General features: G+C 53.6%; 22 protein-coding genes. 19 read left to right on the top strand and 3 right to left on the bottom strand.

Features of this window, described 5'->3' with window-relative positions; genetic code table 11:
* Nucleotides 1-7 precede the first annotated feature (7 nt).
* From M6D81_RS19090 to M6D81_RS19035, 12 genes are all read left to right on the top strand, one after another.
* Entirely contained in the window at nt 8-2098 is a 2091-nt protein-coding gene (locus M6D81_RS19090) for a beta-galactosidase trimerization domain-containing protein (protein ID WP_262678543.1), read from the top strand.
* A gap of 78 nt (nt 2099-2176) precedes the next feature.
* Entirely contained in the window at nt 2177-2509 is a 333-nt protein-coding gene (locus M6D81_RS19085) for a hypothetical protein (RefSeq protein WP_262678542.1), read from the top strand.
* A gap of 172 nt (nt 2510-2681) precedes the next feature.
* The gene (spoIIE, locus tag M6D81_RS19080; RefSeq protein ID WP_410795761.1) at nt 2682-5072 is read left to right on the top strand and encodes a stage II sporulation protein E; all 2391 of its coding nucleotides are present in this window, start codon (nt 2682-2684) and stop codon (nt 5070-5072) included.
* 348 nt (nt 5073-5420) lie between these two features.
* On the top strand, nt 5421-5657 hold the full coding sequence (locus tag M6D81_RS19075; protein ID WP_262678541.1) for a response regulator transcription factor: 237 nt from the start codon (nt 5421-5423) through the stop codon (nt 5655-5657).
* Between the two features lie 82 nt (nt 5658-5739).
* Nucleotides 5740-6465 carry a DUF1361 domain-containing protein gene (locus M6D81_RS19070; RefSeq protein ID WP_262678539.1) on the top strand — a complete coding sequence of 242 codons (726 nt, stop codon included), beginning with the start codon at nt 5740-5742 and terminating at the stop codon, nt 6463-6465.
* Nucleotides 6458-6760, top strand: coding sequence for a hypothetical protein (locus M6D81_RS19065; RefSeq protein ID WP_262678538.1), 303 nt, complete (start codon nt 6458-6460; stop codon nt 6758-6760). The genes M6D81_RS19070 and M6D81_RS19065 overlap by 8 nt, the downstream gene beginning before the upstream one ends.
* Nucleotides 6761-6882: 122 nt before the next feature.
* Nucleotides 6883-7110: a hypothetical protein gene (locus M6D81_RS19060; RefSeq protein ID WP_262678536.1), complete on the top strand. Its 228-nt coding sequence runs from the start codon at nt 6883-6885 to the stop codon at nt 7108-7110.
* Nucleotides 7111-7153: 43 nt separating this feature from the next.
* Entirely contained in the window at nt 7154-7585 is a 432-nt protein-coding gene (locus M6D81_RS19055; RefSeq protein WP_262678535.1) for a YflT domain-containing protein, read from the top strand.
* A gap of 78 nt (nt 7586-7663) precedes the next feature.
* Nucleotides 7664-8806: a fused response regulator/phosphatase gene (locus M6D81_RS19050; RefSeq protein WP_262678534.1), complete on the top strand. Its 1143-nt coding sequence runs from the start codon at nt 7664-7666 to the stop codon at nt 8804-8806.
* 84 nt (nt 8807-8890) lie between these two features.
* A complete protein-coding gene (locus M6D81_RS19045) occupies nt 8891-9361 on the top strand; it encodes a hypothetical protein (protein WP_262678533.1) in 471 nt (156 codons plus the stop codon).
* 66 nt (nt 9362-9427) lie between these two features.
* Nucleotides 9428-9760 (top strand): STAS domain-containing protein, encoded by a 333-nt coding sequence (locus M6D81_RS19040; RefSeq protein ID WP_262678531.1) that lies wholly within the window; start codon nt 9428-9430, stop codon nt 9758-9760.
* Nucleotides 9757-10176: an ATP-binding protein gene (locus M6D81_RS19035; protein WP_262678530.1), complete on the top strand. Its 420-nt coding sequence runs from the start codon at nt 9757-9759 to the stop codon at nt 10174-10176. The genes M6D81_RS19040 and M6D81_RS19035 overlap by 4 nt, the downstream gene beginning before the upstream one ends.
* Before the next feature lie 48 nt (nt 10177-10224).
* Here the strand turns inward: M6D81_RS19035 and M6D81_RS19030 are convergent, their stop codons facing one another.
* Together M6D81_RS19030 and M6D81_RS19025 are read right to left on the bottom strand one after the other, a co-directional pair.
* Nucleotides 10225-11049, bottom strand: coding sequence for a CheR family methyltransferase (locus tag M6D81_RS19030; protein WP_262678529.1), 825 nt, complete (start codon nt 11047-11049; stop codon nt 10225-10227).
* 13 nt (nt 11050-11062) lie between these two features.
* Nucleotides 11063-13786: an ATP-binding protein gene (locus M6D81_RS19025; RefSeq protein WP_262678527.1), complete on the bottom strand. Its 2724-nt coding sequence runs from the start codon at nt 13784-13786 to the stop codon at nt 11063-11065.
* Nucleotides 13787-13954: 168 nt separating this feature from the next.
* Between M6D81_RS19025 and M6D81_RS19020 the strand changes: the two genes are divergently transcribed.
* Genes M6D81_RS19020 through M6D81_RS19010 form a run of 3 tightly spaced genes read left to right on the top strand, consistent with a single transcriptional unit; the run spans nt 13955 to nt 15630 of the window.
* A complete protein-coding gene (locus tag M6D81_RS19020) occupies nt 13955-14365 on the top strand; it encodes a DUF948 domain-containing protein (RefSeq protein ID WP_262678525.1) in 411 nt (136 codons plus the stop codon).
* Between the two features lie 54 nt (nt 14366-14419).
* Nucleotides 14420-14857, top strand: coding sequence for an ATP-binding protein (locus M6D81_RS19015; RefSeq protein WP_262678523.1), 438 nt, complete (start codon nt 14420-14422; stop codon nt 14855-14857).
* Nucleotides 14854-15630 (top strand): sigma-70 family RNA polymerase sigma factor, encoded by a 777-nt coding sequence (locus M6D81_RS19010; RefSeq protein WP_262678521.1) that lies wholly within the window; start codon nt 14854-14856, stop codon nt 15628-15630. The genes M6D81_RS19015 and M6D81_RS19010 overlap by 4 nt, the downstream gene beginning before the upstream one ends.
* An 83-nt stretch (nt 15631-15713) precedes the next feature.
* Here the strand turns inward: M6D81_RS19010 and M6D81_RS19005 are convergent, their stop codons facing one another.
* Nucleotides 15714-16109, bottom strand: a complete 396-nt coding sequence (locus M6D81_RS19005; RefSeq protein WP_262678520.1) for a YtxH domain-containing protein — start codon at nt 16107-16109, stop codon at nt 15714-15716.
* Between the two features lie 169 nt (nt 16110-16278).
* Here M6D81_RS19005 and M6D81_RS19000 point away from each other — a divergent pair, with 169 nt between their 5' ends.
* From M6D81_RS19000 to M6D81_RS18985, 4 genes are all read left to right on the top strand, one after another.
* Nucleotides 16279-18984: a right-handed parallel beta-helix repeat-containing protein gene (locus M6D81_RS19000; RefSeq protein ID WP_262678519.1), complete on the top strand. Its 2706-nt coding sequence runs from the start codon at nt 16279-16281 to the stop codon at nt 18982-18984.
* Between the two features lie 302 nt (nt 18985-19286).
* A complete protein-coding gene (locus M6D81_RS18995) occupies nt 19287-21479 on the top strand; it encodes an NAD-dependent epimerase/dehydratase family protein (RefSeq protein ID WP_262678518.1) in 2193 nt (730 codons plus the stop codon).
* A 1-nt stretch (nt 21480) separates the two neighbouring features.
* Nucleotides 21481-22386, top strand: a complete 906-nt coding sequence (locus M6D81_RS18990) for a hypothetical protein (RefSeq protein WP_262678517.1) — start codon at nt 21481-21483, stop codon at nt 22384-22386.
* Nucleotides 22376-24217 carry a DUF2194 domain-containing protein gene (locus M6D81_RS18985; RefSeq protein WP_262678515.1) on the top strand — a complete coding sequence of 614 codons (1842 nt, stop codon included), beginning with the start codon at nt 22376-22378 and terminating at the stop codon, nt 24215-24217. Before M6D81_RS18990 ends, M6D81_RS18985 begins: the two co-directional genes overlap by 11 nt.

The raw sequence follows: 24217 nt of genomic DNA, 5'->3' as shown, positions 1-24217 counted from the left end.
TTAAAAGATGCAAAACAAGTTGTACAGGCAAACGTATCGACGCGGATTGTTTGATTTTCATGCCGGCGAGTCGGTGCCGGAGGTCGAACTGAACGTACAGGACTATTTCGCCGCGGCGGCAAAATCGGGCATGCAGACGATCACGTTTATGACGAAGGATGCGTTTGGCACCAGCTATTACGATACAAAAATCGGCTTCAAAAATGCCAAGCTGAAGGGCGATCTGCTCGCCGAGGCGGCAGAGGAAGCCCGGAAGCATGGAATCGCGATCATCGCCTATTACAATGTCGCCTTGAACGGCCATGTGGCGGCCGCCAATCCGGATTATCGGCAACGGAAGGCGGATGGACAGATGATTACGGAAGCCTTCGGCTATTATGATCCGCTGTGCATGAACTCCCCTTACCGCGACTTCGTGATGGGGCAGCTCGAGGAAATTGCCACGAATTATAACGTAGCCGGCTTTTTCTTCGATATTACGTACGTTTGGAAAGATTGCTGCTACTGCGAATATTGCCAGAACGGATATCGGCAGCAGTTCGGCAGTCCGATGCCGGCCAATCCCGAGCCGGGCACTGAGGGGTACCGCCAGTGGCATACGTTCCGCCGAGACGTGCGCCATCGTTTTCTGCGAGATGCCGCCAGCCGCCTCAAATCGCTTAATTCGCAGTTGCTGATTGGCTGGAATCATGCGGGAGACCTACAATTCGGGCAAGTGGAGGCGGATCAGTATGCCGATTATTTCACCTCGGAATTTCATCCGCCCCATTATTTGTACGGGAGCTTGCTCGCTCGCTGGAAACGGTCGTTCGGCAAGCCGTTCGAGCTGATGATGCCTAGCGAGATGGGAAGCTGGGGGGAATGGACGGTCGCCCCAGCGGCTACGCTGCGGGCGACGGCGGCCATCGCCGTCGCCAACGGCGGTTCGATCAGCTTTGGTCACGTGGCGTATCCGTCAGGCGAGCTCAAGGGCCGGATGCCCGGTCCGGCGATGGAGGTGATCGGCGAAGCGAATCGATGGGTGCAGGCATTGGAGCCGTGGCTGGCGGATGCGGAAAGCGAGCCTTTCGTTGCGGTGCTTCATTCGATCGAAAACAAACGGATGTTGGAAGCCTCCGCTATGGCCTGGAGCCGCGATGATGCGTGGCTGCAAGGCTTGCACCGCATACTGGTTGAAGGACATATCCATTTCGACATCGTGAACGAGACGGTTTTGATGGAGTCGATCGACCGGTACGCTGTTGTCATCTTGCCCGATCAGGCATATATAAGCAAGGCAGTAGAGGATCGAATTCGCGCTTATGTCCGGGATGGGGGCCGCATCGTGGCATCGAACCGCACGTCGCTGTATAAAGGGGACGGCAAGAGGCAAGCGGACTTCGGACTGGCGGACGTGTTCGGCGTGGAGTTTGTCGACGTGTCTGTCTACAGCGTTTCCTATCTGTATCCGTGCGATGGGGCTCTGGCCGCTTCCGTTCCGGATATGCCGCTTCTGCTGAACGATCCGGAGCTTGCGGCGATTCGTGTGACGCCGAAATCGGAGGCCCTCGTCCTTGCCGGGCAGATGGATCCTGCCGTCGAAGCGAAGCCGCATCGTCATGTGTATCACCAGCACGCCCATCCGGCGAGACGCACTCCGCATCCCGGTGTCGTTGTGCATGCGTACGGCAAGGGGACTTGCCTGTATATGGCGGGTCCGATCGAGTCCGCGTATTGGCACACCGGATCGCCTTGGCTGCGGAAGCTTTATTTGCAAAGCTTGCGGGTTCTTCATCCGCGTCCGGAAATCGAAGTGAAAGCTCCTCTCTCGGTGGAGGTAAACGTGATGCGTCAATCGTCGCGGCTTATCGTGCATCTCATCAATGTGCGGGAGGAGAAGGCGGCGGGCTCGAAAGCGTTCTTTGAGGAGATTATGCCGGTGCGCGATATCGAGGTCGTGCTGAGATCTCCAGCCGTACTGAAGGCGTCGTTTTTACAGGCTCGTCTCGTTCCCGAAGGCTTGGAGTTGCCTCTCGTTCCGGAAGAGGGCGGCGGCGTCCGTTTTGTCGTGTCGGAAGTCGGGATGCACGCGGCCGTTGCGGTAGAGCTCTCATCTTAATTGATGGTTGAACTTGGGGGAGAGCGGTTCACTCTGTATATGATCCGGAACCATCCGCCGCATGGCGGTCGCTGATCGTTGAACGTTAAAGGAAGGACGCCGTCAGGCGTTTTTCTCACCATATGTCGTCGGGCTTATCTGACAGCTGCGTTATTCCTGTCGTTTCAACGAACAGTCATGACGGCAGCGCGCGGCGTTTTCTCTTATGCTCCTGCAATACCGACAGGTTATGGCGTCGATTCGATAGAGAGTTGTAAGCGTTTCCTGTGCAATTTGTTGAACGAGAACACGCCGAACCAGGTGGCGCATGAGCAGGAAAGCCTTGCGCGCCTTGCGTTTGACACAGTTATGACAGAGCGCGGAGAGGCAACTGTTTTTGTCGGAAAAAAATTTTTGATCGTGTTACGTTAACTGACAAACTTCATAAGGACAACCCCCTATAATGGGAACCACATTACTTTCGGAATGGTGGTGTCTGAACGTGAAGAAGGAACAAGTAGCTGGTATCCTTGAGCTTAAACGTCAGAAGCTGGTGCAAAGCTTGGCTGGAATCGGAAGAGATTGGGCAGGGGCGAGACGCTTGATGGGCTTTTTCTTGGGGAAGAAGTGGGCGTTCTTGATGCTGGCTATCGCTTTCCTGTTGGGACGTGCCGTTATCTTGGAGTCGCTTATGCCGTTTGCCGCCGCTTATTTCGCCGTCACTTACTTTATGCGGAGAGATTTGTTCCCCTGGGTAGCTATCGCACTTGTCGCGGGGAGCTGGTTCGCTGCCGATCCGGCACCGCTATGGATCGCTCTTGAGCTCGTCGTCTTATTCCTCCTGTTGAAGGGATTGAATGCTTATGAGAAGGCCGAGTTGTCCACCGCGCCGATCCTTGTCTTCACCGCGACGCTGCTCGTCGGCATGTTCAGTGTATTCATTGGGGACAAGCTGAGCTGGTACAACTTCGTCATGGTCGTCGTGGAGTCGTCGCTTGCCTTCGTCTTGACGCTGGTCTTCATCCATGCGATGCCGGTATTGATGATGACGAAGAAATCCGCGGTACTGAAGCATGAAGAGATTATTTGCGTAATGATCCTGCTTGCTTCCCTTATGACGGGTATGGTGGGCTGGGAGTTCTACGATATGTCGGCGGAGCATGTGATGAGCCGGTATATGCTGCTGCTGTTCGCCATGGCGGGCGGCGCGCCGCTGGGGGCGTCGGTAGGCGTCATCGCGGGACTGATTCTCAGTCTGGCCGACTTCAGCGCAATCGTGCAGATGAGCATGCTGGCCTTCGCGGGGCTGCTGGCGGGACTGCTGCGGGACGGGGGCAAGATGGCCGCGGCATTCGGTATGCTGCTTGGCACATCGATTCTGACGGTCTATATCGGGACAGGCTCTGATGTGATGAGCTCCACATGGGAATCCGTCGCCGCGGCTACATTGCTGCTGCTCACGCCACGGGGCATTATCCGCACAATTGCCCGTTACGTTCCGGGCACGCATGAGCATACGAAGTCGCAGCATGACTATGCGAAGCGCGTCCGTGAAGTTACGGCGGAGCGGGTTACCCAATTCTCGGAAGTGTTCCGCCAGCTGTCGCGCAGCTTCGGGCAGATGAACCGGAAGTCAAGCGAGACGACGCGCGAGGATGAGATCGGCCACTTCATGAATGCCGTTGCGGAACGGAGCTGTTCCTCCTGCCATCGCCAGAGCGCTTGCTGGGACGGCAAGTTCTTCAACACCTACAAGATGATGACGGAGATGATGACGACAGTGGAGGAGAAGCGGATTCCGCTCTCCAAGGACCATCCCCGTTCATGGACTTCGCATTGCGTGAAGTCTTCGCAAGTGATGGCGGTGATGAAGCATCAGTACGAGCTATATCACAATGATATGCAGTGGAGGAAGCAATTATACGAATCCCGGCAGCTTGTTGCCGATCAATTGTTAGGCGTATCGCAGGTAATGGAGGATCTGTCCAAGGAGATTAGACGGGAGGGGCAGACGCTGCATTTGCAAGAAGAACAAATACGGGAGGCGGTGGAAGGACTAGGATTATCGATTCAGGGCGTGGACATTGTTAATTTGGAGGAGGGAAGCGTAGAAATTGAAGTATACCATTCCTTTGAGAAAGGATTTGATGAATGCCGGAAAATTATCGCACCGCTGCTTAGCGATATATTGGGCGAGCATATTGCGGTGAAAGCGGAGCAAGCGCCGGAGAAGCCGGGCGAGCCGACGCTCGTCGTCTTCGGTTCAGCCAAGCAATTCGAAGTGGAGACCGGTGTGGCGGGAGCCGCCAAGGGGGGCGATCTGCTGTCGGGAGACAGCTTCAGTCTGGTGGAGCTGGGAAGCGGCAAGTTCGCCGTCGCGATCAGCGACGGCATGGGCAATGGTGAGCGTGCGCGCCAGGAGAGCAGCGCCGCGCTATCGATTCTGCAGCAGTTGCTGCAGTCGGGCATGGATGAACGGCTGGCGGTGAAATCGGTCAATTCCGTCCTGTTGCTTCGTTCATCCGAGGAAATGTACGCTACGGTAGACCTGGCTATCGTAGATTTATATACAGCGCATACGACCTTCTTGAAGATTGGGTCGACGCCAAGCTTTATCCGAAGAGGGAAGGAGGTTATCCCGATTACCGCCAACAATCTGCCGATCGGCATCATACAGGACATTGATGTCGACTTCGTCTCCATGCAGCTGCAGCCGGGAGATACGCTCATTATGATGAGCGATGGCATCTATGACGCTCCTGGCTATGCGGTGAACAAGGAACTATGGATGAAGCGGATTATCGGCGAGCTGGAGACGAACGATCCGCAGGAGATGGCGGATGCGCTGCTGGAGCGGGTCGTGCGTCATCACGACGGCGATATTGTTGACGACATGACGGTGCTCGTCACCCGCGTCGACAAGCATGTGCCGGAATGGGCGGCGTTCCGTTGGCCGGGTGTCACCCGGATGGAGCGGCCGAGAACGGTGAGCTGAAGGAGGGGAGTGACACGGTCATGGATGGAGAGCAGCGGAGGGAGAATGACAATAGTGGGAGCGGGTGAAGGTTGATGCAATAAAGAGGGAATAAGGCAAGGGGGGGAATTGAAGATGTAGGATGGGAAGTTGAATAGCCGATGGATGGGGGAGGATTGGGAATGGCAAGCTGCTTGAGATGATTGATCTGTCAAGAAAAGAAAAACCATTAGCGAACGCATCTGTTCGCTAATGGTTTTTGACTTGTCGTACTATTTCCAAAACGGACGCAGGCGGGTCATTTTTTTGCTCCAGTATCGGGTCCACAAGTTGCCCTCGTCGTCCCTGTACAGTCGAATGCCAAATGGTTTGAACGGTGTCCACCGGCCGACCGTTACCGGTCAGCTTGTGCCGTATGTGGCACGATATGAAGGAGAGGGATCGTACAGACCGGGAGCTCGGCCGCTTCTATCCGTTTCCGAGCAATTGTTCATTAGCGAGGCGACGGTGAAGACGCATCTGAATCGCGTCTATGCCAAGCTGGGCGTGAAGCGTCGCGGTCAAGCCGTTGCCCGGGCGTTGGAGATGGGCATGGCGGAAGTGTAAAGGAATTATTTATCGGTGTATGAAACATAAATTTTCATGTTCGCGTCAATAATGAGGAAGCAAGCTGCCAGAATGCTTACTTATGGAAGGTTTAAGCGTGGCACAAGCGACCAATCACAGAGGCTTGCTGAATAATTTCGAAAGGAACGGCGAGCCTATGCCTACAATTATTTCATCTCTTAGTGACAGAAGCAAAGCACGTATGCTGTTTTTCGCGTACGTGCTGTTTGTGTTGTTTACGGACAACGACTTCTTCTTCCTTGCCTTTAATTTGTTCCTTGCGTTCGCAGCGCTGGAGTTGTCCTACCTGCTTCCTTTGTTCCGGGCGCGTTTGATAAGGGAATGGCCCGCCAGTATAGCGGTCTATAGTATTTTTGTGCTGATGTCTCCCAATGTTTTCTATATGGTGACGGACCTGATCCATATGAATCTCTTCGATTTTGACTATTTGGATGAGATGGCTATGGAGGAATGGTGGCATTTCTTCTTGTTAGCAGCAGGCGTATTTATTGCACTGTTCTTCTATGTCCTTATGGTTCAAAGCGTGCAGCGATTGCTCGGTGCCGGCAGATGGAGCAGAATGCTGTTGTTACTGTTTGTCCTTCTTGGCAGCATCGGCATTTATATTGGCAGATTTCTGAGATTTCATTCCGTACATTTGTTCACAGAGCCGTGGCTGCTTCTGGAGCGTCTCTTGCAGTCCTTTTCGAAGGATGCCTTCCTGTTTGTGTCGTGGATCACCTTGCTGCAGCTGCTGGCGATAGCGGTATTCGGACGCGGCACAGGAAGGGGGACTCCGCATGAATGAGCTTGTGAGCCTGTATGTGACAGTGGCGGCCGTTGCGATTATGCTGCTTGCCTTTCAAGTATATTTTACTGTCATCGTCTATCGCAGAGAACAATCCTTAGGGTGGGCATGCGCCGCTCTCTTCCTGTTCACAGGGCTTAATGTGCTCCTGTATCAAGCGATTAAATTGGAGAAGCGGGCTGAACTGCGCCCGGAGGAGATGACGGATGAGGAACGCAAGGTGTGGAGAAGGGTATATTTGCTCTTGATTGTTCAGTATATGGTGTTGTTTGCTGCATTGAGCTGGATTTTCTAAAGCTGGAAGCAATCTGAGAATTTTCTCATGGCGGAATATGATTCAAGCCGGTTGCGTCGGGTTAATAAGGACTAGGGAGGCGCTCCTAATCCAATTGATGACAAACCGGGAGGATGACGACGATGAAAACACATTCCTATAATCGCAAAATGACGAAAGTGATATTGACGGCAACCCTTTGCACGACGTTGATCTTCACAGCGGCAGCCTGCAACAACGACGGGTCTAACGGCAATGCAGTCCCAGGAGGCGGCGTGAACAATGAGTCGGCTACCAATGACGCCATGGTTCCCGATACGGACGGCAATGCTATGGATTCTCTGGCGCCTGACGCCGGAACAGCGGAATAATGTCGCAGGGGACCGAACCTTATTCCAGTCAGGAGGGATTGCGATGATGAACATTCCAGATACCGACAAGACGAAGGTTCATACGGTTATGACACGCGATGAAGTGCAAGAGCAGGTGAGAAGCTTCGCCAGGGAGGGTTATCCGGAGGAGCGAATCTTCGTGCTGACGCATGACAGGACCCGAACGAAGCGGCTTGCGGAGCGTACCGATGCCGAGGAGATTGGCTTGAACGAGCAGGGACTCGGTACGGCAATCGCCAATTTGTTCCGATCGACCGGCGAGGAGCTTCGGGCGAAGATGCGGTCGCTGGGCATCTCGGCAGAGGAGGCCGAGCGGCTGGAAGCGGAGATGGACAGAGACAAAATTGTCGTAATTGCATGGGGCGGCAGAGAATACGGAGACGACGACTTCGACAGGGATATTGTCTACCATCCCTATATGCATTATATGAATCATCAGAAAGGCATCTATTAAGGTATTGCACAAGCCTACCCGATAAGGGTAGGCTTACATCATACATGGGAGTATTCATCAACACGGGAGGAACTTTCCTTGAGCATTCTAATCGTAGACGATAATGTGACGAATCAAATGATTATAAAGACGATATTGAGCAGAGAAGGGTATACCGATCTGCGGATGGCTTCCTCGGCCCGCGAGCTGTATGACATGCTCCATATCGATACAGGATGTTCGGCAGAGGAAGCGGTAGATCTGATCTTGCTGGATATGATGATGCCGGAAATTGATGGATTGGAAGCATGCAGGCGCATACAACGGGATGAACGCTATGGCGATGTGCCCATCATATTCGTTACGGCTGTAGGCGATTCGGCGAAGCTGGCGGAAGCGCTGGACGCCGGAGCGACCGATTATGTGATGAAGCCGATTAACCGCTTGGAGTTGATGGCCAGAATTCGGTCGGCTCTCCGATTGAAGTATGAGAAGGATTGGCACAAGGAGCAGGACAAGCGGATTCGATATGAGCTGGAGCTGGCCAAGCAAGTGCAGCGAAGCGTACTCAGCGAGCCGATATGCAATGACAAGATTGCGATTGAGGCGGATTATCGGCCGTCGTATGAGCTGGCGGGCGATTATTACGCCTGGTTCCCGATCGACAGCAAGCGTTATGGCGTCATCCTGCTGGATATGATGGGGCATGGCATCGCTTCATCCCTCGTCTGCATGTTCATCTCCTCTGTGCTGAAGGACACCATTCTTCGCATTACCGATCCCGAGGAGGTCATCTCCGAGTTGAACCGCTATATAGGTCAGCTGTACCGGGAGGAAGAGCTGATGAACTATTACTTCACGGCCATATTCGTGCTCGTGGACACGGAAGAGCAAGTTATTCAATATGTGAATGCCGGACATCCTCCTGGTCTGACCGTCATGAAGGAGCAAGAGATATGGATGCATGCTTCCGCGCCCGCTGTCGGGCTGTTCGAGTCTATCCAGGTGGAGAAAGGCGTGATTCCCTATGAGCCGGGCACAACTGTCCTGTTGTATACAGACGGCTTGACGGAAGCGATGAGTGAACCGGAAGAGCGGCGGGAGCAGCGGATGTCATCCCTGTTAAGAAGCTGCTCCGAGGAGGAGTCCGCTTCGGAATTGGTGCAGCGGTTGCTCCCGGCGAGCGAAGAGCTGAAGCGGCAGCCCGACGATATCTGTCTTGTCCGGATTGCGTTGAAATAGACGCTCATCTGTTTCAACTGCCTTGAAAAGGTTTATATAGAATAAGAAGAACCTTGACAGCCGGTAATCGGCAGGAGGGAGTTCATGATGCGGGTAATTATGATATTGACCTTATTGCTCGGCGATATGTTTGCATTGACGGCAAGTGCAGAGAAGCACAGTGCGGAGCCGATTCATACGGAGTGGAGCGAGGTGAACGGGATCTCCATCTACGATAGCCGCGAAGCGGTTGTGGAGAAGCTGGGGGAGCCAGAGCGCATCTCGCAAGATGAGCATCTGCCCGGCGTAGAGACCTATCATTATGAAGCTATGAGCATTACCTTTCAAGGCAACCAGATGCAATATGTCGACATGGAAGCTTCGGGCGTATTGACTATTAATCGGATCGAAGTCGGCATGACGGAGCGGGAGATGCGACGTCAACTGGGAGAACCGGCATATGAGGCCGAGGACGGGATCGTATTCCAGCGAGGGGATATGCTGCTGAAGCTGTTCCTGGACGGCGATACCGGAGCACCCCAATATGTGAGCTATTATCACGTGGCGATCGTATAGCTTGCGTCATGCGAGGAAAATAGGTAGGATCAACGTATATGCTACAGATCGGGAGTGATGAACACAATGAAGTTGGAGCCGTTGCATATTGAACATCAGGAGAGCCAGGGACGCTACTTGCTGAAGCTGAGCGGTGAGCTTGATCTGGCGGTCGTTCCACAGCTGCAGGCGGCGCTTGATCGCGTGCTTAAGCGTACCGATGTGGCGCTAGTGCTGGATATGAAGAACATCACTTATATCGACAGCACGGGCATTGGCATTATTGTATCCATTCTGAAGACGAGACATAGTATCCAAGCCCCTTTCTATGTAAGGAATATTCCTGAGCGAGTTCGCCGATTGTTCGATATGACAGGCCTGTCCGGCTATTTGAAGGAAGGGGAAGAGGCTGAGGCATGAAAGCAGTGCATTTGCAAATTCCGGCGGCAGCAGATTATATCGACCTTGTCCGTCTATGTTTAACGGGTGTGGCCAACAAATTGAATTACAGCTATGAAGAAATAGAAGATATGAAGGTGGCGGTATCGGAAGCATGCAACAATGCCGTGCTCCATGGCGGCAACGCTTCGGGACGGCATGTGATCGACATTTCTTTCGAGCCTGTAGAGGCAGGACTGATGACCAAAGTGATTAATTATGGCCCTCCCTTTGCTTATCAGGAGACGGGAAGCGGTGCGAGGCTGCAGGGCGAAGAACCCGAGGGACTGCGAGCCGGCGGTCTTGGCATTTATTTAATGGAAGCGCTAATGGACGAGGTGCATGTCTGTTCCGACGAAGACGCTACAGAAGTGAAGCTGATCAAATACCGGGTGTGAAGAAAGAGGCCGCTTGCTCTTATTAGGCGAGGCCTCTTTCTTTGTCGTTCAGCCGTTCGGAGGCTTGCGGTAGATGCGCCATTCGGGCTGATCATCGAGGAATCGCTTCTGCTGGGCGGCGAGAATCGTTTCCTTGCCGCCCAGCGCCAGATAGCCTCCGTCTGCCAAGCTGTCCGCCAGCACGTTGAACACCCGGTTTTGCAGCTCCGTGTCGAAGTAAATGAGAACGTTACGGCATAGAATGACTTGAAATTCATTGAACGAGACGTCAGTTGCCAGATTGTGCTGGGCGAACACCATGCGCTTCTTGATCATGTCATGGAAGTAGGCATGTGTCCGGTTCGAACGGTAATAAGAGGAGAACTCTCCCTTCCCTCCCGCTTGCAGGTAATTGCGCGTATAGGCCTGCATCTTCTTCAGCGGGAACTTGCCTTCCTTGGCTCCGTCGATCGCTTCCTCGCTCATATCCGTCGCGTAGATGATCGTCCGCTCCAGCAGTCCCTCTTCATCCAGCAGTATGGCCATGGAATAGACTTCTTCGCCTGTAGCGCATCCTGCATGCCATATGCGAATATGTTCCTGCTTCCTGAGCTGCGGGACGATGAATTGGCGGAAGGCAAGGAAGAAGCCGGGATCGCGGAACATCTCCGTCACTTTAATGGAGAAATCCTCCAGCAGCTTATTCATCCACAGTTCATCGTGCAATATTCGGTCCAGCAATGCGGAGACTGTCGGCACATTATCCAGCTGCATCCGATGCAGGATGCGTCTTCGCAGCGAGGAGCGCAAATATTGGCGGAAATCGAACCCCCGCACACGATAGATCGCTTCCAGCAGCAGATCGATCTCAAGCTCTTCGATTTCATCTCTCATCGTATCCCACCCGCTACGTGGTCAGCCATACGCGCATTAGCGAGAACAGCTGCTCCATCACGATTGGCTTGCTAATATAGTCGGAAGCGCCGGCGGCCAGGCAGTTGTCCCGGTCGCTCTTCATCGCCTTGGCCGTAAGTGCGATGATGGGCGTATGCCGGAACGCTTCGCGCTCCTTCAGCGCCCGCGTCGTCTGGAATCCGTCCAGCACTGGCATCATAATATCCATCAGCACCAGATCGAAGCGGGCTTCGGAATCACTGTCCACCATGTCGAGACATTCTTGACCATTGCGCGCTACCGTAACATGAAGCCCCTTCTTCCGCAGAGACTGGCAGATGGAGAAGATATTGCGCTCGTCGTCCTCCACCAGCAGCACCTTCTTGTTCTGGAAGACCGTGTCTTCTTCTTCCGGCACGACAGTCGAAGCAGGCTCTTCGGTGAACGGCGAAGCTTGAGCTTCCTCATCCTCCCTCTCCAGAGCTTCCGGTTCATAAGCGGCAGCGGCTTCCAGGACGGCATTCTCTCTTTCGATAGGAAGCAGGAGCGTGAAGGTGCTTCCCTGGCCCGGCTTGCTGCTTACGACGATGCTACCTCCCAGCATGGCGGCGAATTCTCTGCAGATGGACAGCCCCAGTCCCGTGCCTCCGTAGATGCGATTGGTATTGCCGTCAACCTGCTGGAAGGCTTCGAATATTTCCTCTTGCTTCTCAAGCGGGATGCCGATGCCCGTATCCTTGATGGAGACGGCCACCGCATTCTCCAGGCGAAGAGAAGGAAGATGCTTCCGGATGAAGGTGGAATCGGGTGAGTGAATCGTCAGTGTAACCGATCCTTTGTGTGTGAACTTGAATGCGTTGGACAACAGATTCTTCAATATTTGCTGCAGCCTCTGGCCATCTGTGCGGATGGTTGGCGGAAGCCCTTCCTTCAGCTCGGTGCGGAAGATTACGCCTTTATTCTCCGCTACAGGAGCGAAGCCTGGCTTCAGAATGTCCGGGATTTCCGACAGGTTCACTTCATCCATAACCAGCTCGATTTTGCCGGCTTCGATCTTGGACAGATCCAGAATATCGTTAATGAGCGTAAGCAGGTCGTTGCCGGAGGAATGAATGACTCTGGCATAGCCGGATTCTTCCTCGGAGAGGGTGCTGCGTTCGTTCTCATAGAGCATCTGCGACAGAATCAATATGCTGTTGAGCGGTGTTCGAAGCTCATGGGACATATTGGCGAGGAAGTTCGACTTGTACTGCGCGCTTTCCTCCAGCCGATTGGCGTAGTCCTCCAATTCCTGCTTCGCCTGTTCCAATTCCTTCGTCTTCTGCTCGGCGTACAGGTTCTGCTCTTCCAGATGCTCCGTCGTCATTCGCATCTCTTCCTGCTGCATCTGCAGCTCCTCCGACTGTGCCTGCAGCTCCTCCGTCAGTGCCTGAGACTCGCCTAGCAGCCGCTCGACTTCCATTCTGCCGGCGACATTGTCGATGGCCACTCCGAAGTGCTCCTCGATCGCCTCCAGCAGCTTCAGATGCTGTGCCTTGAATGCTTCCATGGAAGCGAACTCCACGACGGCAATAACTTTGCCTTCCAGCTCTATGGGGATAATCAGCACGCTCTGCGGCTCCATCTCCGTCAGGCTGGACTGGATGCGTCCTTCATAATGATCCGGCCGATTAAGCAGGAACGGACGCTTGTCCTTGGCGCATTGACCTACCAATCCCTCGCCGATAAGGAAGCTGGACTTGCCGTGTTGTTCACCTTGTGCGGCATAGGAAGCGAGCTTATCCAGTCGGTCGTTATCTCCGCTTCCCCTCCGGTAGTAGAATACGCCGTAGCCGGCGCCGATCATCGAAGCTACATGGCTGAGGAAGGCATCGGCCAGCTCGCTCAGATTATGCATGCCTTGATTCATCGTGGCGACATCGGCGACATGCTTCTGCACCCACGACTTCATCTCCATGCTCTCCAGCAATCCATTGGTAGCCTCCGCCAGCTCCTGGATTTCGTCCCTGGAACGAACCTTGATGCGTCTCGCCAGACCGACCCGGGATTCCGCTATCTCGCGAATGGCGGTTGTCACCTGACCCATCGCATTCACAATCGTATGCGACACGTAAGCGACAATAAGGAGCGACAGTAGCGCCACGGCAATTAATATGATGATAGTCGTACGGACCAAGGACGTATTGCGCTGCTCCAGCAGCTTCAGTGCCGCTTCATTGGCCGTCAGGTGATCCGTGCGAAGGCTCTCCAGTTGCTCCCTTAGTCGCTCGATGCTGCTTTTGCCGGAATCGTTGCGGAAGTAATCGATGACGGTAGCCGTCTCGTTGTCTCTTCTCAGCTGTATGGTCGGTTCTCCGTACGTATCAATCCAATGCTCGATTGTCGCCTTTATGCCCTCGAGCTCCTTCTGCTTCTCCGGATCGGCATAGAAGTGGTCCTGCAAGTCCTCCAGGTTGTTCCTCCACTCCGCTTTCCCTTGCGTATAGGGCTCCAGATAGGCTTCGTCTCCCGTTATGATGTAGCCTCTCTGACTTGTCTCCATACTGATGACATTATAGCGAATGGTTGTAATCAGACTGCTGATTTCAATGCTCTTGCTCGATAGCGTTTCCATCTCTTGCTGTTGATGCTGAATACGTTCGGATATAATCCCGATCGCTGCTCCAAGGCAGCCAATCATGAGGATATAGCCGATAGCGATTTTGTATCGAATGCTGAAGCTTCTCCGTCTGAACATGGCGATTGGGCAATCCTCCTAACGGCTGACTTTGAAGACACTCTATTCAGTATAGCATGAGGGAGAGACAGATTCGAGGAAGCGGAGAAGGCGGGAGAAGTGTTTCAAAGGTATCCGCAGCGGGTAAAACATAGCAAACAGGTGGCTAAAAGGAGTGCGTAATAGAAAATGGATACAATCGTCCTGATTAGTGCAATTATTGTGGCATTGACCGTAGTAATCGTCCTGATTGCCGCATTTCGAATGTTCCGGCTTGCCGGATTGACGATTCAGGAAGGGCAGAGAGCGATTGAGCAGATGCGGCAGGAAATGGTGCTGTTAAGCGCCGAGACAAGAGACGCAGTAGGAATCGCGGGCGGAGTCGCCCGCCATGCGGAACAGAAGCTGAAGGAGCTGGACGGGGTATTCGCCGCCGTCAAGATTGTGGGAGATACGGCGCACTCCGTCTCGCTGTCGATGCAACAGAGTGCAGCAGCCCAGGCTCCCGAGAGCCGCGAGCGGGAGGAAGTCTCGAAGCTTAGCCGCGTCAGCCGCATTGCACAGACGGCAGCAGCTGTCATACGGATATGGAAGGCTTGACGCAGAGGAGAAGGCGATGGCAGTCATCCATGGAGAAAGAAAGGATTGTGCGAAATGAATAAACATCCTATAGTAATGACATTGCCGGCAATTGCAGACAACTTGGGCGTCATTCGCTCCGTGCTGTATACCGTAGCGGCGAAGGCCGGCTTTTCCTATGAAGAGATCGAGGATATGAAAGTAGCTGTCACGGAAGCTTGCTCCAACGTTATTCAACATGCCTACAGAGATCAGGAAGGCTTCATACGGATAGCCTTCCAATGGATGGATGCGGCGCTTCATATATCGGTGAAAGATGACGGAAGCGGAGTTCGGGAAGAAGAGAGGGCGATTCGCCAGGGGCTGCACGCCATCCCGCTTGTTGAAGCCTCCGTAGGCGGATTGGGCATCTATATGATGCATGCGCTTATGGATAAGGTGGAGGTGAAGCAGCACAACGGGACGGAGGTCGTGCTGATCAAGCGCTTGGGCAGAATCGAGGAGATCGTATGAGTGAATGGACATCGGAATTGGCTTCTCATCAGATCGAATCGCTGATGGAGCAATATCGCTTGAACGCATGCAACGAGAGTGCTACCTTGCTGCTCAAGCATTACGAATTTATCGTTCGAATGGCTGCAGGCAAGATGTCGCGAAGCAGATCCGACCTGTACGACGATCTCTATCAGGTGGCACAGATGTCTATGCTGCGGCTGTTCCGGCAATATGACGGGACGAAAGGCATTCCGTTCGAGGGATATGCGATGAAGAGTCTGATCGGACACTTGAAGAACTACTTGCGGGACAAGGCATGGTATATTCAGATTCCGCGGCGGATAAAAGAGAAGGGGTTGATGGTTCAGCGTGCCGTCGATGAACTGACGGTAGAGCTGGGCCGCTCTCCCATGGTCGAAGATATTGCATCGAGATTGGAATTATCAATAGAAGAAACAATTGAAATATTGGCGGCCCGCGAGTCGTATCAATATTTGTCCCTGGACAAGCCTCTAAGCTCGGAAGAGGAAAGCGCGGCCACTATCGGCGATGTAATTCCCGGCGATAACGGTGAATTTCATGCTCTGGACGGCAGACTCGATCTTCAAGCGGCTATGCACCGCTTGAAGGAGCAGGAACAGCTTGTGCTGCAATTGGTCTACAAGGAAGGACAGACGCAGCGAGAAGTGGCGGAGCGTCTTGCTATATCGCAGATGAGCGTGTCCCGTATTCAACGCAGGGCATTGGAGAAGCTAAGGCGCATGCTTCAGGATGATGAAGAGGATGGCTGATCGTTCAGACGACAATAAGGCCCATGACCGGCAATGTTCAGATAGTGCCGGCCATGGGCCTGTTCATGGTGCTATGCAGCATATCATTGTTCGGGATCAGGTTGCTTGCCTTCTGCTCTCAATTCGGAATGGGTGGGCATGCGGTCCATTTCCTTGCCCAGCTTCACCATGTCCGGCTGGGATGGCGCCATCGTATTCATACCCTCCGAACGCTCCTCCAGGTCTGTAGCGGAATGGCAGGCAGTGGCAGGGGCTTCTTCGGATTTGCCGGTCATACTGCCGGCAAGCTCCTTCGCCTGCGCACTGAGCTGGCCGGCCAGCTGGGAGGTATGCTCCTTGACCGACTGGGCTTTGGCGCAAAGGTCGGAACGGAGCTCCCGTCCGGACTTCGGAGCCAGCAGCAGAGCGGTTATCGCACCTATCGCACCGCCGACGATTGCACCGGCGACAGCGCCGTTAAGGGATGTTTCTTTCGGCATGATTATCTCCTCCGCATTATCGTATTTGTTCAGCAGCTTGCTATAAGATGTATTAAACCAATCCCTGGAATTTGAATCAGGCAGATTGTCCCTGTTATTTAGCTATGCTAGTTGATATACTTGCATTATTCTCAACAATAAGTTCCGCGACGAAAGAGACGGTGGAGAGATGGCTGCACATCCTGCACATCGCAAGTATACTTCTGTACCTGCCTATGCCAAGGCAGGCTTCATAATCATGATGTCGTTGATGATTCTGCTCTCCTATACGCCTCTGTCGGCATATTCTACGAGCCAGTATCCCCGCGCTACCTATTATGTAGCAGTAGACGGCGACGATCATGCGGCAGGTACGATCGAAGCTCCGTGGCGGACGATTCAGCATGCGGTGGATTCGCTTGCGCCCGGTGACACGGTGATGGTACGGGGCGGGATATATGAAGAGCTGGTGAACATAGTGACGTCCGGCATGAAGGGCGCTTATATGATTATCCAGGCTTATCCGGGCGAGCGGCCTGTCATTGACGGGACGGGCTTGTCCATATCGAGTGGGAGCAATGCGCTCATCAGCTTGAAGGGGAGCAGCTATGTCGTCATCGACGGCTTCGAGCTGCGCGGACTGGCGACGTCCAGCAGTTCGGAGACGCCAGCGGGAATTCGCGTGCGAAGAGGCGGCTCTCACATCCATATCTTGAACAATGATGTGCATCATATCGAGAACCGATCCGATGACGGCAACGCGCATGGCATTCATATATTCGGCAATGATGCCGTTCCTCTTACGGATATTCGCGTAAGCGGCAATCGGGTTCATCACCTGAAGCTCGGCTCGAGCGAATCGCTCACCATAAGCGGCAATGTCGACGGTTTCTCGATCGACAATAATACGGTACACGACAACAACAACATCGGCATTGATATAGCCGGCTTCTATGGGGCTTGCTCCAGCCCTTGCCGGGATCAGGCGAGGAATGGCGCCGTATGGAGCAACACTGTCTATAATATCGACTCCTCCACCAATCCGGCTTACAGGAGCGGTTCGAGAAGCGCCGGAGGCATCTATGCCGACGGCGCTGCGAATATTGTAATTGAACGGAATGAAGTGTTCGGCAGCAACTTCGGCATTGAGATTGCCAGCGAGAATGAAGGAAGAACGACCAGTGGCATCACGGTGCGCAATAATTATGTACATCACAATGACGGCGCAGGCATCCTGCTTGGCGGATCGGACGAGGATAACGGCGGAGCAAGCCATAATGTGGTGGCCAATAACACGCTGCTGTTCAACGATACGTACAAGCAGGGCTACGGAGCGATCACCTTTCAGGAAAACAATGTGGACAACGTAGTGGTGAATAATCTGATCTATGCGGAACCTGGTCAAAAACTGGTGCACAAGTACGGCTTCACCGGATCTGGCAATGTAGTGGATTATAATCTGTATTACAGATCCGACGGGGTAGATGCGGCTGGCTGGCAATGGGAGAGGCAGTCATACTCCACCTGGGAGGAATTCAGGGAAGTGACGGGCTTCGACGAGCATTCCATCTTCGCCGACCCGAAGCTGGCAGCTCCGAATCAAGGCGATATAGCGCTGTCTTCGCATTCTCCGGCAATTGACAGCGGAACGAATGCCTACATTGGCTCCGGTACGCTGGATTTGTTCGGAGCGGCGCGGCTTCAAGGCGAAGCGGCTGACATCGGAGCATTGGAATACGGCGGGACCATTCCTCCACCGGTACCAGAGCCTACACCGCAGCCGTCATCTCCGCCGGAGCCGACGCTTAGCCCGACAACGCAGCCAAGCCCGGAGCCAAGCGTCGATCCAGGCGGAGGCGTCGAACCGGTACCAAGTGCCGAGCCGACGCCGACCGTCCCTCCGGCTGAGGAGGGCTTCACGGTAGACGGCCATGCCGGCGAGTGGGAGAGTATTCCCACTGCAGCCGAGAGCAATTCCAATGTTCGTACATTACAGGCCGTCCTGTCGAATGGAAAGCTTTACATCATGGTGACAGGCAGCTTGCTGGGAGATAAAGGACAGTTGTATATGAACACAGACAATAATGCGGATACCGGCTTCCAGACGCCGTTCTGGTCCGGCAGCGGGGCCGATTACTTGCTGGAGAACGGCATCTTGTATCGCTACAGCGGATCGGGCGGGACCGACTGGGATTGGTCGAGAATACTGTCTTACAAGGAACTTGGCCAGCATGTCGCTACATCGACAACGGTAGAAGCGGCGCTTTCCTTGGAGCATATGGAAGCCGTAGAGAGCGATATCGGCATCGGCTATGTGTGGAAGGATTCCATGGATGACCGCTTGCCGCTGGGCCGGAGCCTGTTGACTGTAAGCGGCGAAGGAGGGGGAGCTATCCCGACCATACCGCCGGTGCAGGAACCGTCCATTGACATCGATGGCTCAGGCGACGATTGGATGCATGTGCCTCCTCTCGATGAAGGGGCTGGCAATCCGCAACTGCTCAAGGCCTACCATGATGAAGAGTACCTCTACTTATTAATAGAAGGAAGTGGACTGCAGACGAAGAAGACACAAGTGTTCCTGGATACCGACGCTATGGCGGATACGGGTTACCTCGCTTCCGGCTGGTCCTCCGGTGGAGCTGAGTACATGCTGGAGTATGGAAGACTGTACCGGTATGACGGAGAAGGACAGGACTGGTCATGGGTGCAAGTGAGCAACTTGAAGCGGAAGTCTGCGTATCATGAGCAAGATGTTCGGATTGAGGCGGCTATCTCGCTGCAAGAGCTCGGTTCGCAGGCGGGAAGCAACCTTGCTCTGGGTGTAGTATTGGACGATGACGAGTCGACCCAACTGCCGGCGAGTGGTGAGATGCTTCACTATCCTTTGAACTGAGTGAACGACAATGCTGCGGTGGTATGAATAATAGATAGGTCTTTGGAACTATACCCCCTTTGGTGAACGGCGATGGAATGCGCAACTGAACATCGCCGTAGCCATGGGGGTTTTTGTCTATTACGCCAAAGATATGATATAATAAATGTGTCGATTAATGTCGAATAAAACGTTAAAATAAAGAAGAATTTTCTTGTTTGCCGAAGTCTGACGAGGCTTTTTTTGGCGTTGCACATCTGGAGCGGTGTTCATTTTTTGTTCAGCTGCGGGATGTATAGTTTTAAGAGGGAAGAGGTGATAGTATGAAAGTCCTAGTGACGGGGGGGTACGGCTTCATCGGTTCGCATATTGCTGAACGATTCCATAAGGAGGGACATGATGTTGTCATCATCGATAACTTGTCTACGGGCAAGAGAGAATATATTAACTTCAAGCATAAGAGCCATTCGTTATCGATAGAGGACCCCAAGTGCGAAGAAATCTATCGCAGCAACAAGTTCGATATTGTCGTACATATGGCAGCGCAGGTGAGTGTAACGGATTCCATCATTCACCCTGCCCGGGATGCGGAAGCGAATGTGTCCGGCCTGATCAACATGCTTAATCTGTCCAGAAGCTTCAACGTAACCAAGTTCATCTACGCGTCTTCAGCTGCCGTATATGGCGTTCAGCAGCAATTGCCGATCAGGGAGGATGCGGAGTGCTCTCCGCTGTCGCCGTACGGCATGAGCAAGCTGTCGGGTGAGCGTTATGCTCGGAAGTGGCAGGAATGGTATGGGCTGGAGACGCTAGGCTTCCGCTTCTCGAACGTGTACGGGCCAAGACAGTCGGTTATTGGCGAAGGCGGAGTCGTCACTACGTTTCTCAATCGGGCTATTGCCGGACAGGATATCGTTATACATGGAGACGGCAGCCAGACCAGGGATTTCATCTATGTTGAAGATGTGGCGGATGTCATCTATCGCGCTTCTCTCTCGGGATTGACAGGAGTGTATAATGTATCCACGGGAACGGAGTGCAGTGTGAAGGAACTTGTCGATTACGTTCAAGAGCTGCAGCCGGTGAAGAAGATCACGTACGGCGAATCTCGAAGCGGTGACATTGAGCGCTCAGTTCTAAGCAATGATCGCGTGCAGCGAGAGCTTGACTGGTCTCCTCTATACTCCATTGCGGAAGGGCTGCAGCGTACATTCGCTTACTTCCAGAGTCAGCAGGCTGCGGCAGAAGCGGCCACTGCCAAGGCGGAACGAGCGTCCTCCGGTCTGATGGCGTACAAGCCGTTCTTGAAGCAGATACAGCCGTACGGGGAGAACCTGCTGGCGTTCGGGCTAACCGCATGGCTGACGCTGAACGGCGATGTTGGCGGAGGTTCGGTTATAGATGTAAAGCTCTTCTATATTACAATTATGGGCATATTATATGGCAACAAGCAGGCCATTATGGCGGTGATGCTCTCTATCGGTCTCTATATTTTCGAGCGTCTGCAAGAGGGCAACGACTTCATATCGCTTCTATATATAACGGATTTCTTCTTCCAGATTGCTATCTACCTCTTTATCGGGCTGGTGGTCGGTTATTCGATAGAGCGGAAGAACAACCGGATCGAGGAGCAGCAGGTCAAGATTGCCGAACTGGAGGATAAGCACGAGTTCCTGAACGGCGTATACCACGATGTGCGGGAAGTGAAGGAAGAGCTGCAACTGCGGATATTGAATGCCGGCGACAGCTACGGCAAGCTCTACTCCATTACGAAGGAACTGGAAAGTCTGGAGCCGGAGAAGGTATTCACGGCAACGGTCAATGTCGTGAAGTCCATCATGTCGGTGCCGTATGTCTCGATCTATACGGTGAATCGGGACGCATCTTACTTAAGACTGGTCGCAAGCTCGGGTATGAACGGTGCAGCAGCCGCCAATTCGATAAAGGTCACCGATCATGCCTATATTTCGGCGGTTATCCATGATGGGGAGATGTTCGTCAACAAGCATCTTGTAGGCAACGCGCCGTTGATGTGCGCTCCAATCTACGATAAGGGAATGGTATCTGCGGTTGTTATGATAGACGGCCTGCCCTTCGAGAAGTTCTCATTGTATCATCAGAACTTGTTCAAGACGACAGTGGATCTGGTCTCTTCGGCGTTGTCCAAGGCGTTCGCCTTCACCCAGGCGACGGAAGACCAGCGATACATAGCCGGCACACCGCTGCTGCGGGATGAAGTGTTCCAGGAGATCGTCGCTTCCAAGCGGCTGGCGCTGAAGGAGCATCATACACCGTACCTGATTCTGAGAAGCGACGGCGGAGATGATGCTGCGCATATCGGGGAGACAAGCCGGGCTATCGCCGCCATGCTTCGCGAGACCGACTACATCGGCCGGCATGCGGAGGGGCCTGTGCTTGTGCTGCTGTCCGGCACGAGCAGGGAGGATGCGGGACCTGTGATGGACCGCTTTGCCCGCAGGGGCATCTCTCTTACTCTGGCGGAAGAGGATCAGTAACATGAACATAATTATTTACGCCTGTTATGTCCTGCTGTCTGCTATTATATTGGGCGTGCGCCATCGCAAGTCGCCGCGCGACTGGCTGCTCAGGCTTATCATCGTGGCGTCGTTCCCCGGCATCGGCTGGCTGTATCCGCTATTCTGGCCGAAGCGGGTGATAAGGAACAAAGGAGACGAATTCACCGATTATGTCGCGAAGCAGCAAGAGGAGCAGCATCTTCAGCGCACGGGTGTCTATTCCGAAGTGAACCGTGAGAAGGAATTAGGCATTATTCCGATCGAAGATGCCTTGCTGATCAGCGAGCATGCTACGCGTCGTCGGGTTATGATTGATGTGCTCAAGCAGGATGCGACCCATTATCTGGACATTCTGCAGAAGGCGGTAAGCAATGATGATACGGAGACGTCGCACTATGCGGTCAGCGCCATCATGGAAGTGAAGCGCAAGCTACTTCTGGCTTTGCAGGATCTGTCCGTTCAATTCGAGAACGACCGGGAGGACAGGCATGTCGCCAAGACGTATGCCGAAGTGCTGCAAGGGTTCATGAAGAGCGGCTTCCTGGATGAGCGGACGTTGTTCAAGTACCAATATACGTATCTGTCCGTGCTGGAGCAATTAATCAAGCTGGGGGAAAGCGCAGAGTGGGCTTACGAAGAGAAGGTCGAGACGGAGCTGGCGCTGAAGCTGATCCCGATGGCGGAGACGACAAGCTTGCGGTTTGTAGAGGCTTTCCCGTATCGCGAAGAAGCTTACTTGTGCATGATGAAGGTCTATTACACGATGAGATCCATGGTTAAGCTACAGCAGACGCTTCTTCAGCTCAAGCAGTCGCCGATCAGGCTGTCCAATCGCGCCTTGATGCTCGTGAGGTTTTGGTCGGAGGGAGCAAGACATGCAGAATGAACAGAAATTCAAACGAAATATCATTCTTATTCTCTTATTTATTCTGACGCTAGGCGTAGTCATCCAGGTGGCTCGCTCACAATTCGTCTTGCGATTCAATCAGAACGAGCGGTTCCTGGAGAAGTACGAAGCGCTTATGAGCTTGAAGGAGCAGATCGGAGAGAATACGGACTACGCGATGACCGACGAGCTCTATTGCGTCACTTACTCGGAGCAGATAGAGCAGAGCATAGGGATCAAGGACAACGCCGTCCGCATGCTTCAGTATATGAAGCGCGATTCGCTTGAAGTCAATGTTTCGCAGGATGCAATTGATTATGGCGCCTGCACTACGGTCATGCTGACGACGAGCAAGCTGTCGGATATCGGCGATGTGACAGAATTGCTGGAGTTCGTATACAATGGCGGATCAGTGTTCCTGATGACCATGCCGACAGTGGACGACAGCTTCCACCAGGTGTATCGCAGACTCGGCATTACCGACTTTCTGTACGCCGATGAGGCAACCGGCATTGAGTTGACGTCCAATGTGCTTATCGGGGAGAAGGGCTTGCGCACCGGTGAGGACTACTTGTACAACACTTCGCTATACTTGGAGCTTGATAACGAGGCGACCTTGCTGGCCAGGAGTCTGGAAGGCATACCGCTGATGTGGCATCGCGATTACGGACAAGGCCGATTCCTGGTCTATAACGGGAACATGCTGCATCTGAAGCATAGCAGAGGCTTGATCGCCAGCGGAATCAGCATGCTGCAGAAGGAGTTCATCTACCCCGTCTTCAATTCCAAGCTATTCTATATTGACGACTTCCCGGCACCATACAGCAGGGAATTGGAGCCTGTCATCTATCGCCAATACGGCGTTGACAATCCCACCTTCTTCCGGAACGTCTGGTGGCCGGATATGCTGAAGGCGGCCAAGCAGTATGATGTGAAGTATACGGCTGTACTGATTCAATCATATTGGGAGGATGTCCTTCCCCCATATGAGAATCCCGGGGACGAAGAGAAGCATAACTTGATCTCTTACGGCCGCGAGGTGATCAAGAGCGGAGGCGAGATTGGGATACATGGCTACAATCACCAGTCGCTAACCGTGAACGAGGAGGTTTCCCGCGAATTCGGCTACGATCCCTGGCGATCGCAGGAGGAGATGGAAGCAGCCGTCGAAGTGGTGCTGAATTACTTGGAGGAGGCATTCCCGAACTATAAGGCGCTGTCCTACGTGCCGCCATCCAACGTGCTGGGACTGGAGGGACGCAAGGCGCTCAAGGCTGCATGGCCGGAGTTGGCGGTCATCGCTTCTCTGTACGATACCGATTTTAGCGGGAACGCTTTTGTCCAGGAATACGAGCTTGGCGACGATGGCATTCTGGACATGCCGCGGATTACATCCGGTTATTTCGAGACCTCCTACAACCGATGGCTGGAAGCCAACACCATCACATCGCTCGGGATCATGTCCCACTTCCTCCATCCGGACGATCTGCTGGAAGAAACCCGCGGTTTGAACAAGACGTGGACGCAGCTGTACGAGGACTTCATCGGCATGCTTCGCCGGCTGGATCGCACGTACCCTTGGCTCAGGGAGATGACATCGGCGGAAGCGGGACTGGATATGGCCAGAACGCTGCAAGCGCAGGTAAGCGCAGTATTTGAAGACGACCAGCTGCGCGGCGAGGTTGCGGGCTACGAGGCTCCGCTTTACTTTATTATGAGAACGGAACGACAGATTAAGCGCCAAAGCCACAGCACCGTTCAGAAGATAGATGACGATATTTACTTGGTGAAGGTTACGGGACCGGAGTTCGCCATTGGATTAGGTGGGTGA

The organism is Paenibacillus sp. J5C2022 (assembly GCF_025567625.1).
Classification (GTDB): Bacteria; Bacillota; Bacilli; order Paenibacillales; family Paenibacillaceae; genus Pristimantibacillus.
The sequence above is the reverse complement of the archived record's forward strand: the minus strand, read 5'-3'. Positions and strand labels throughout refer to the sequence as shown.

Bases quoted from the DNA above. Each gene is read 5' to 3' on its own strand.
- M6D81_RS19090 (WP_262678543.1), top strand. From the start codon at position 8: ATGCAAAACAAGTTGTACAGGCAAACGTATCGACGCGGATTGTTTGAT.
- spoIIE (WP_410795761.1), top strand. From the start codon at position 2,682: ATGGGCTTTTTCTTGGGGAAGAAGTGGGCGTTCTTGATGCTGGCTATC.
- M6D81_RS19070 (WP_262678539.1), top strand. From the start codon at position 5,740: ATGGAAGGTTTAAGCGTGGCACAAGCGACCAATCACAGAGGCTTGCTG.
- M6D81_RS19065 (WP_262678538.1), top strand. From the start codon at position 6,458: ATGAATGAGCTTGTGAGCCTGTATGTGACAGTGGCGGCCGTTGCGATT.
- M6D81_RS19060 (WP_262678536.1), top strand. From the start codon at position 6,883: ATGAAAACACATTCCTATAATCGCAAAATGACGAAAGTGATATTGACG.
- M6D81_RS19055 (WP_262678535.1), top strand. From the start codon at position 7,154: ATGATGAACATTCCAGATACCGACAAGACGAAGGTTCATACGGTTATG.
- M6D81_RS19045 (WP_262678533.1), top strand. From the start codon at position 8,891: ATGATGCGGGTAATTATGATATTGACCTTATTGCTCGGCGATATGTTT.
- M6D81_RS19040 (WP_262678531.1), top strand. From the start codon at position 9,428: ATGAAGTTGGAGCCGTTGCATATTGAACATCAGGAGAGCCAGGGACGC.
- M6D81_RS19035 (WP_262678530.1), top strand. From the start codon at position 9,757: ATGAAAGCAGTGCATTTGCAAATTCCGGCGGCAGCAGATTATATCGAC.
- M6D81_RS19030 (WP_262678529.1), bottom strand. From the start codon at position 11,049: ATGAGAGATGAAATCGAAGAGCTTGAGATCGATCTGCTGCTGGAAGCG.
- M6D81_RS19025 (WP_262678527.1), bottom strand. From the start codon at position 13,786: ATGTTCAGACGGAGAAGCTTCAGCATTCGATACAAAATCGCTATCGGC.
- M6D81_RS19020 (WP_262678525.1), top strand. From the start codon at position 13,955: ATGGATACAATCGTCCTGATTAGTGCAATTATTGTGGCATTGACCGTA.
- M6D81_RS19015 (WP_262678523.1), top strand. From the start codon at position 14,420: ATGAATAAACATCCTATAGTAATGACATTGCCGGCAATTGCAGACAAC.
- M6D81_RS19010 (WP_262678521.1), top strand. From the start codon at position 14,854: ATGAGTGAATGGACATCGGAATTGGCTTCTCATCAGATCGAATCGCTG.
- M6D81_RS19005 (WP_262678520.1), bottom strand. From the start codon at position 16,109: ATGCCGAAAGAAACATCCCTTAACGGCGCTGTCGCCGGTGCAATCGTC.
- M6D81_RS19000 (WP_262678519.1), top strand. From the start codon at position 16,279: ATGGCTGCACATCCTGCACATCGCAAGTATACTTCTGTACCTGCCTAT.
- M6D81_RS18995 (WP_262678518.1), top strand. From the start codon at position 19,287: ATGAAAGTCCTAGTGACGGGGGGGTACGGCTTCATCGGTTCGCATATT.
- M6D81_RS18990 (WP_262678517.1), top strand. From the start codon at position 21,481: ATGAACATAATTATTTACGCCTGTTATGTCCTGCTGTCTGCTATTATA.
- M6D81_RS18985 (WP_262678515.1), top strand. From the start codon at position 22,376: ATGCAGAATGAACAGAAATTCAAACGAAATATCATTCTTATTCTCTTA.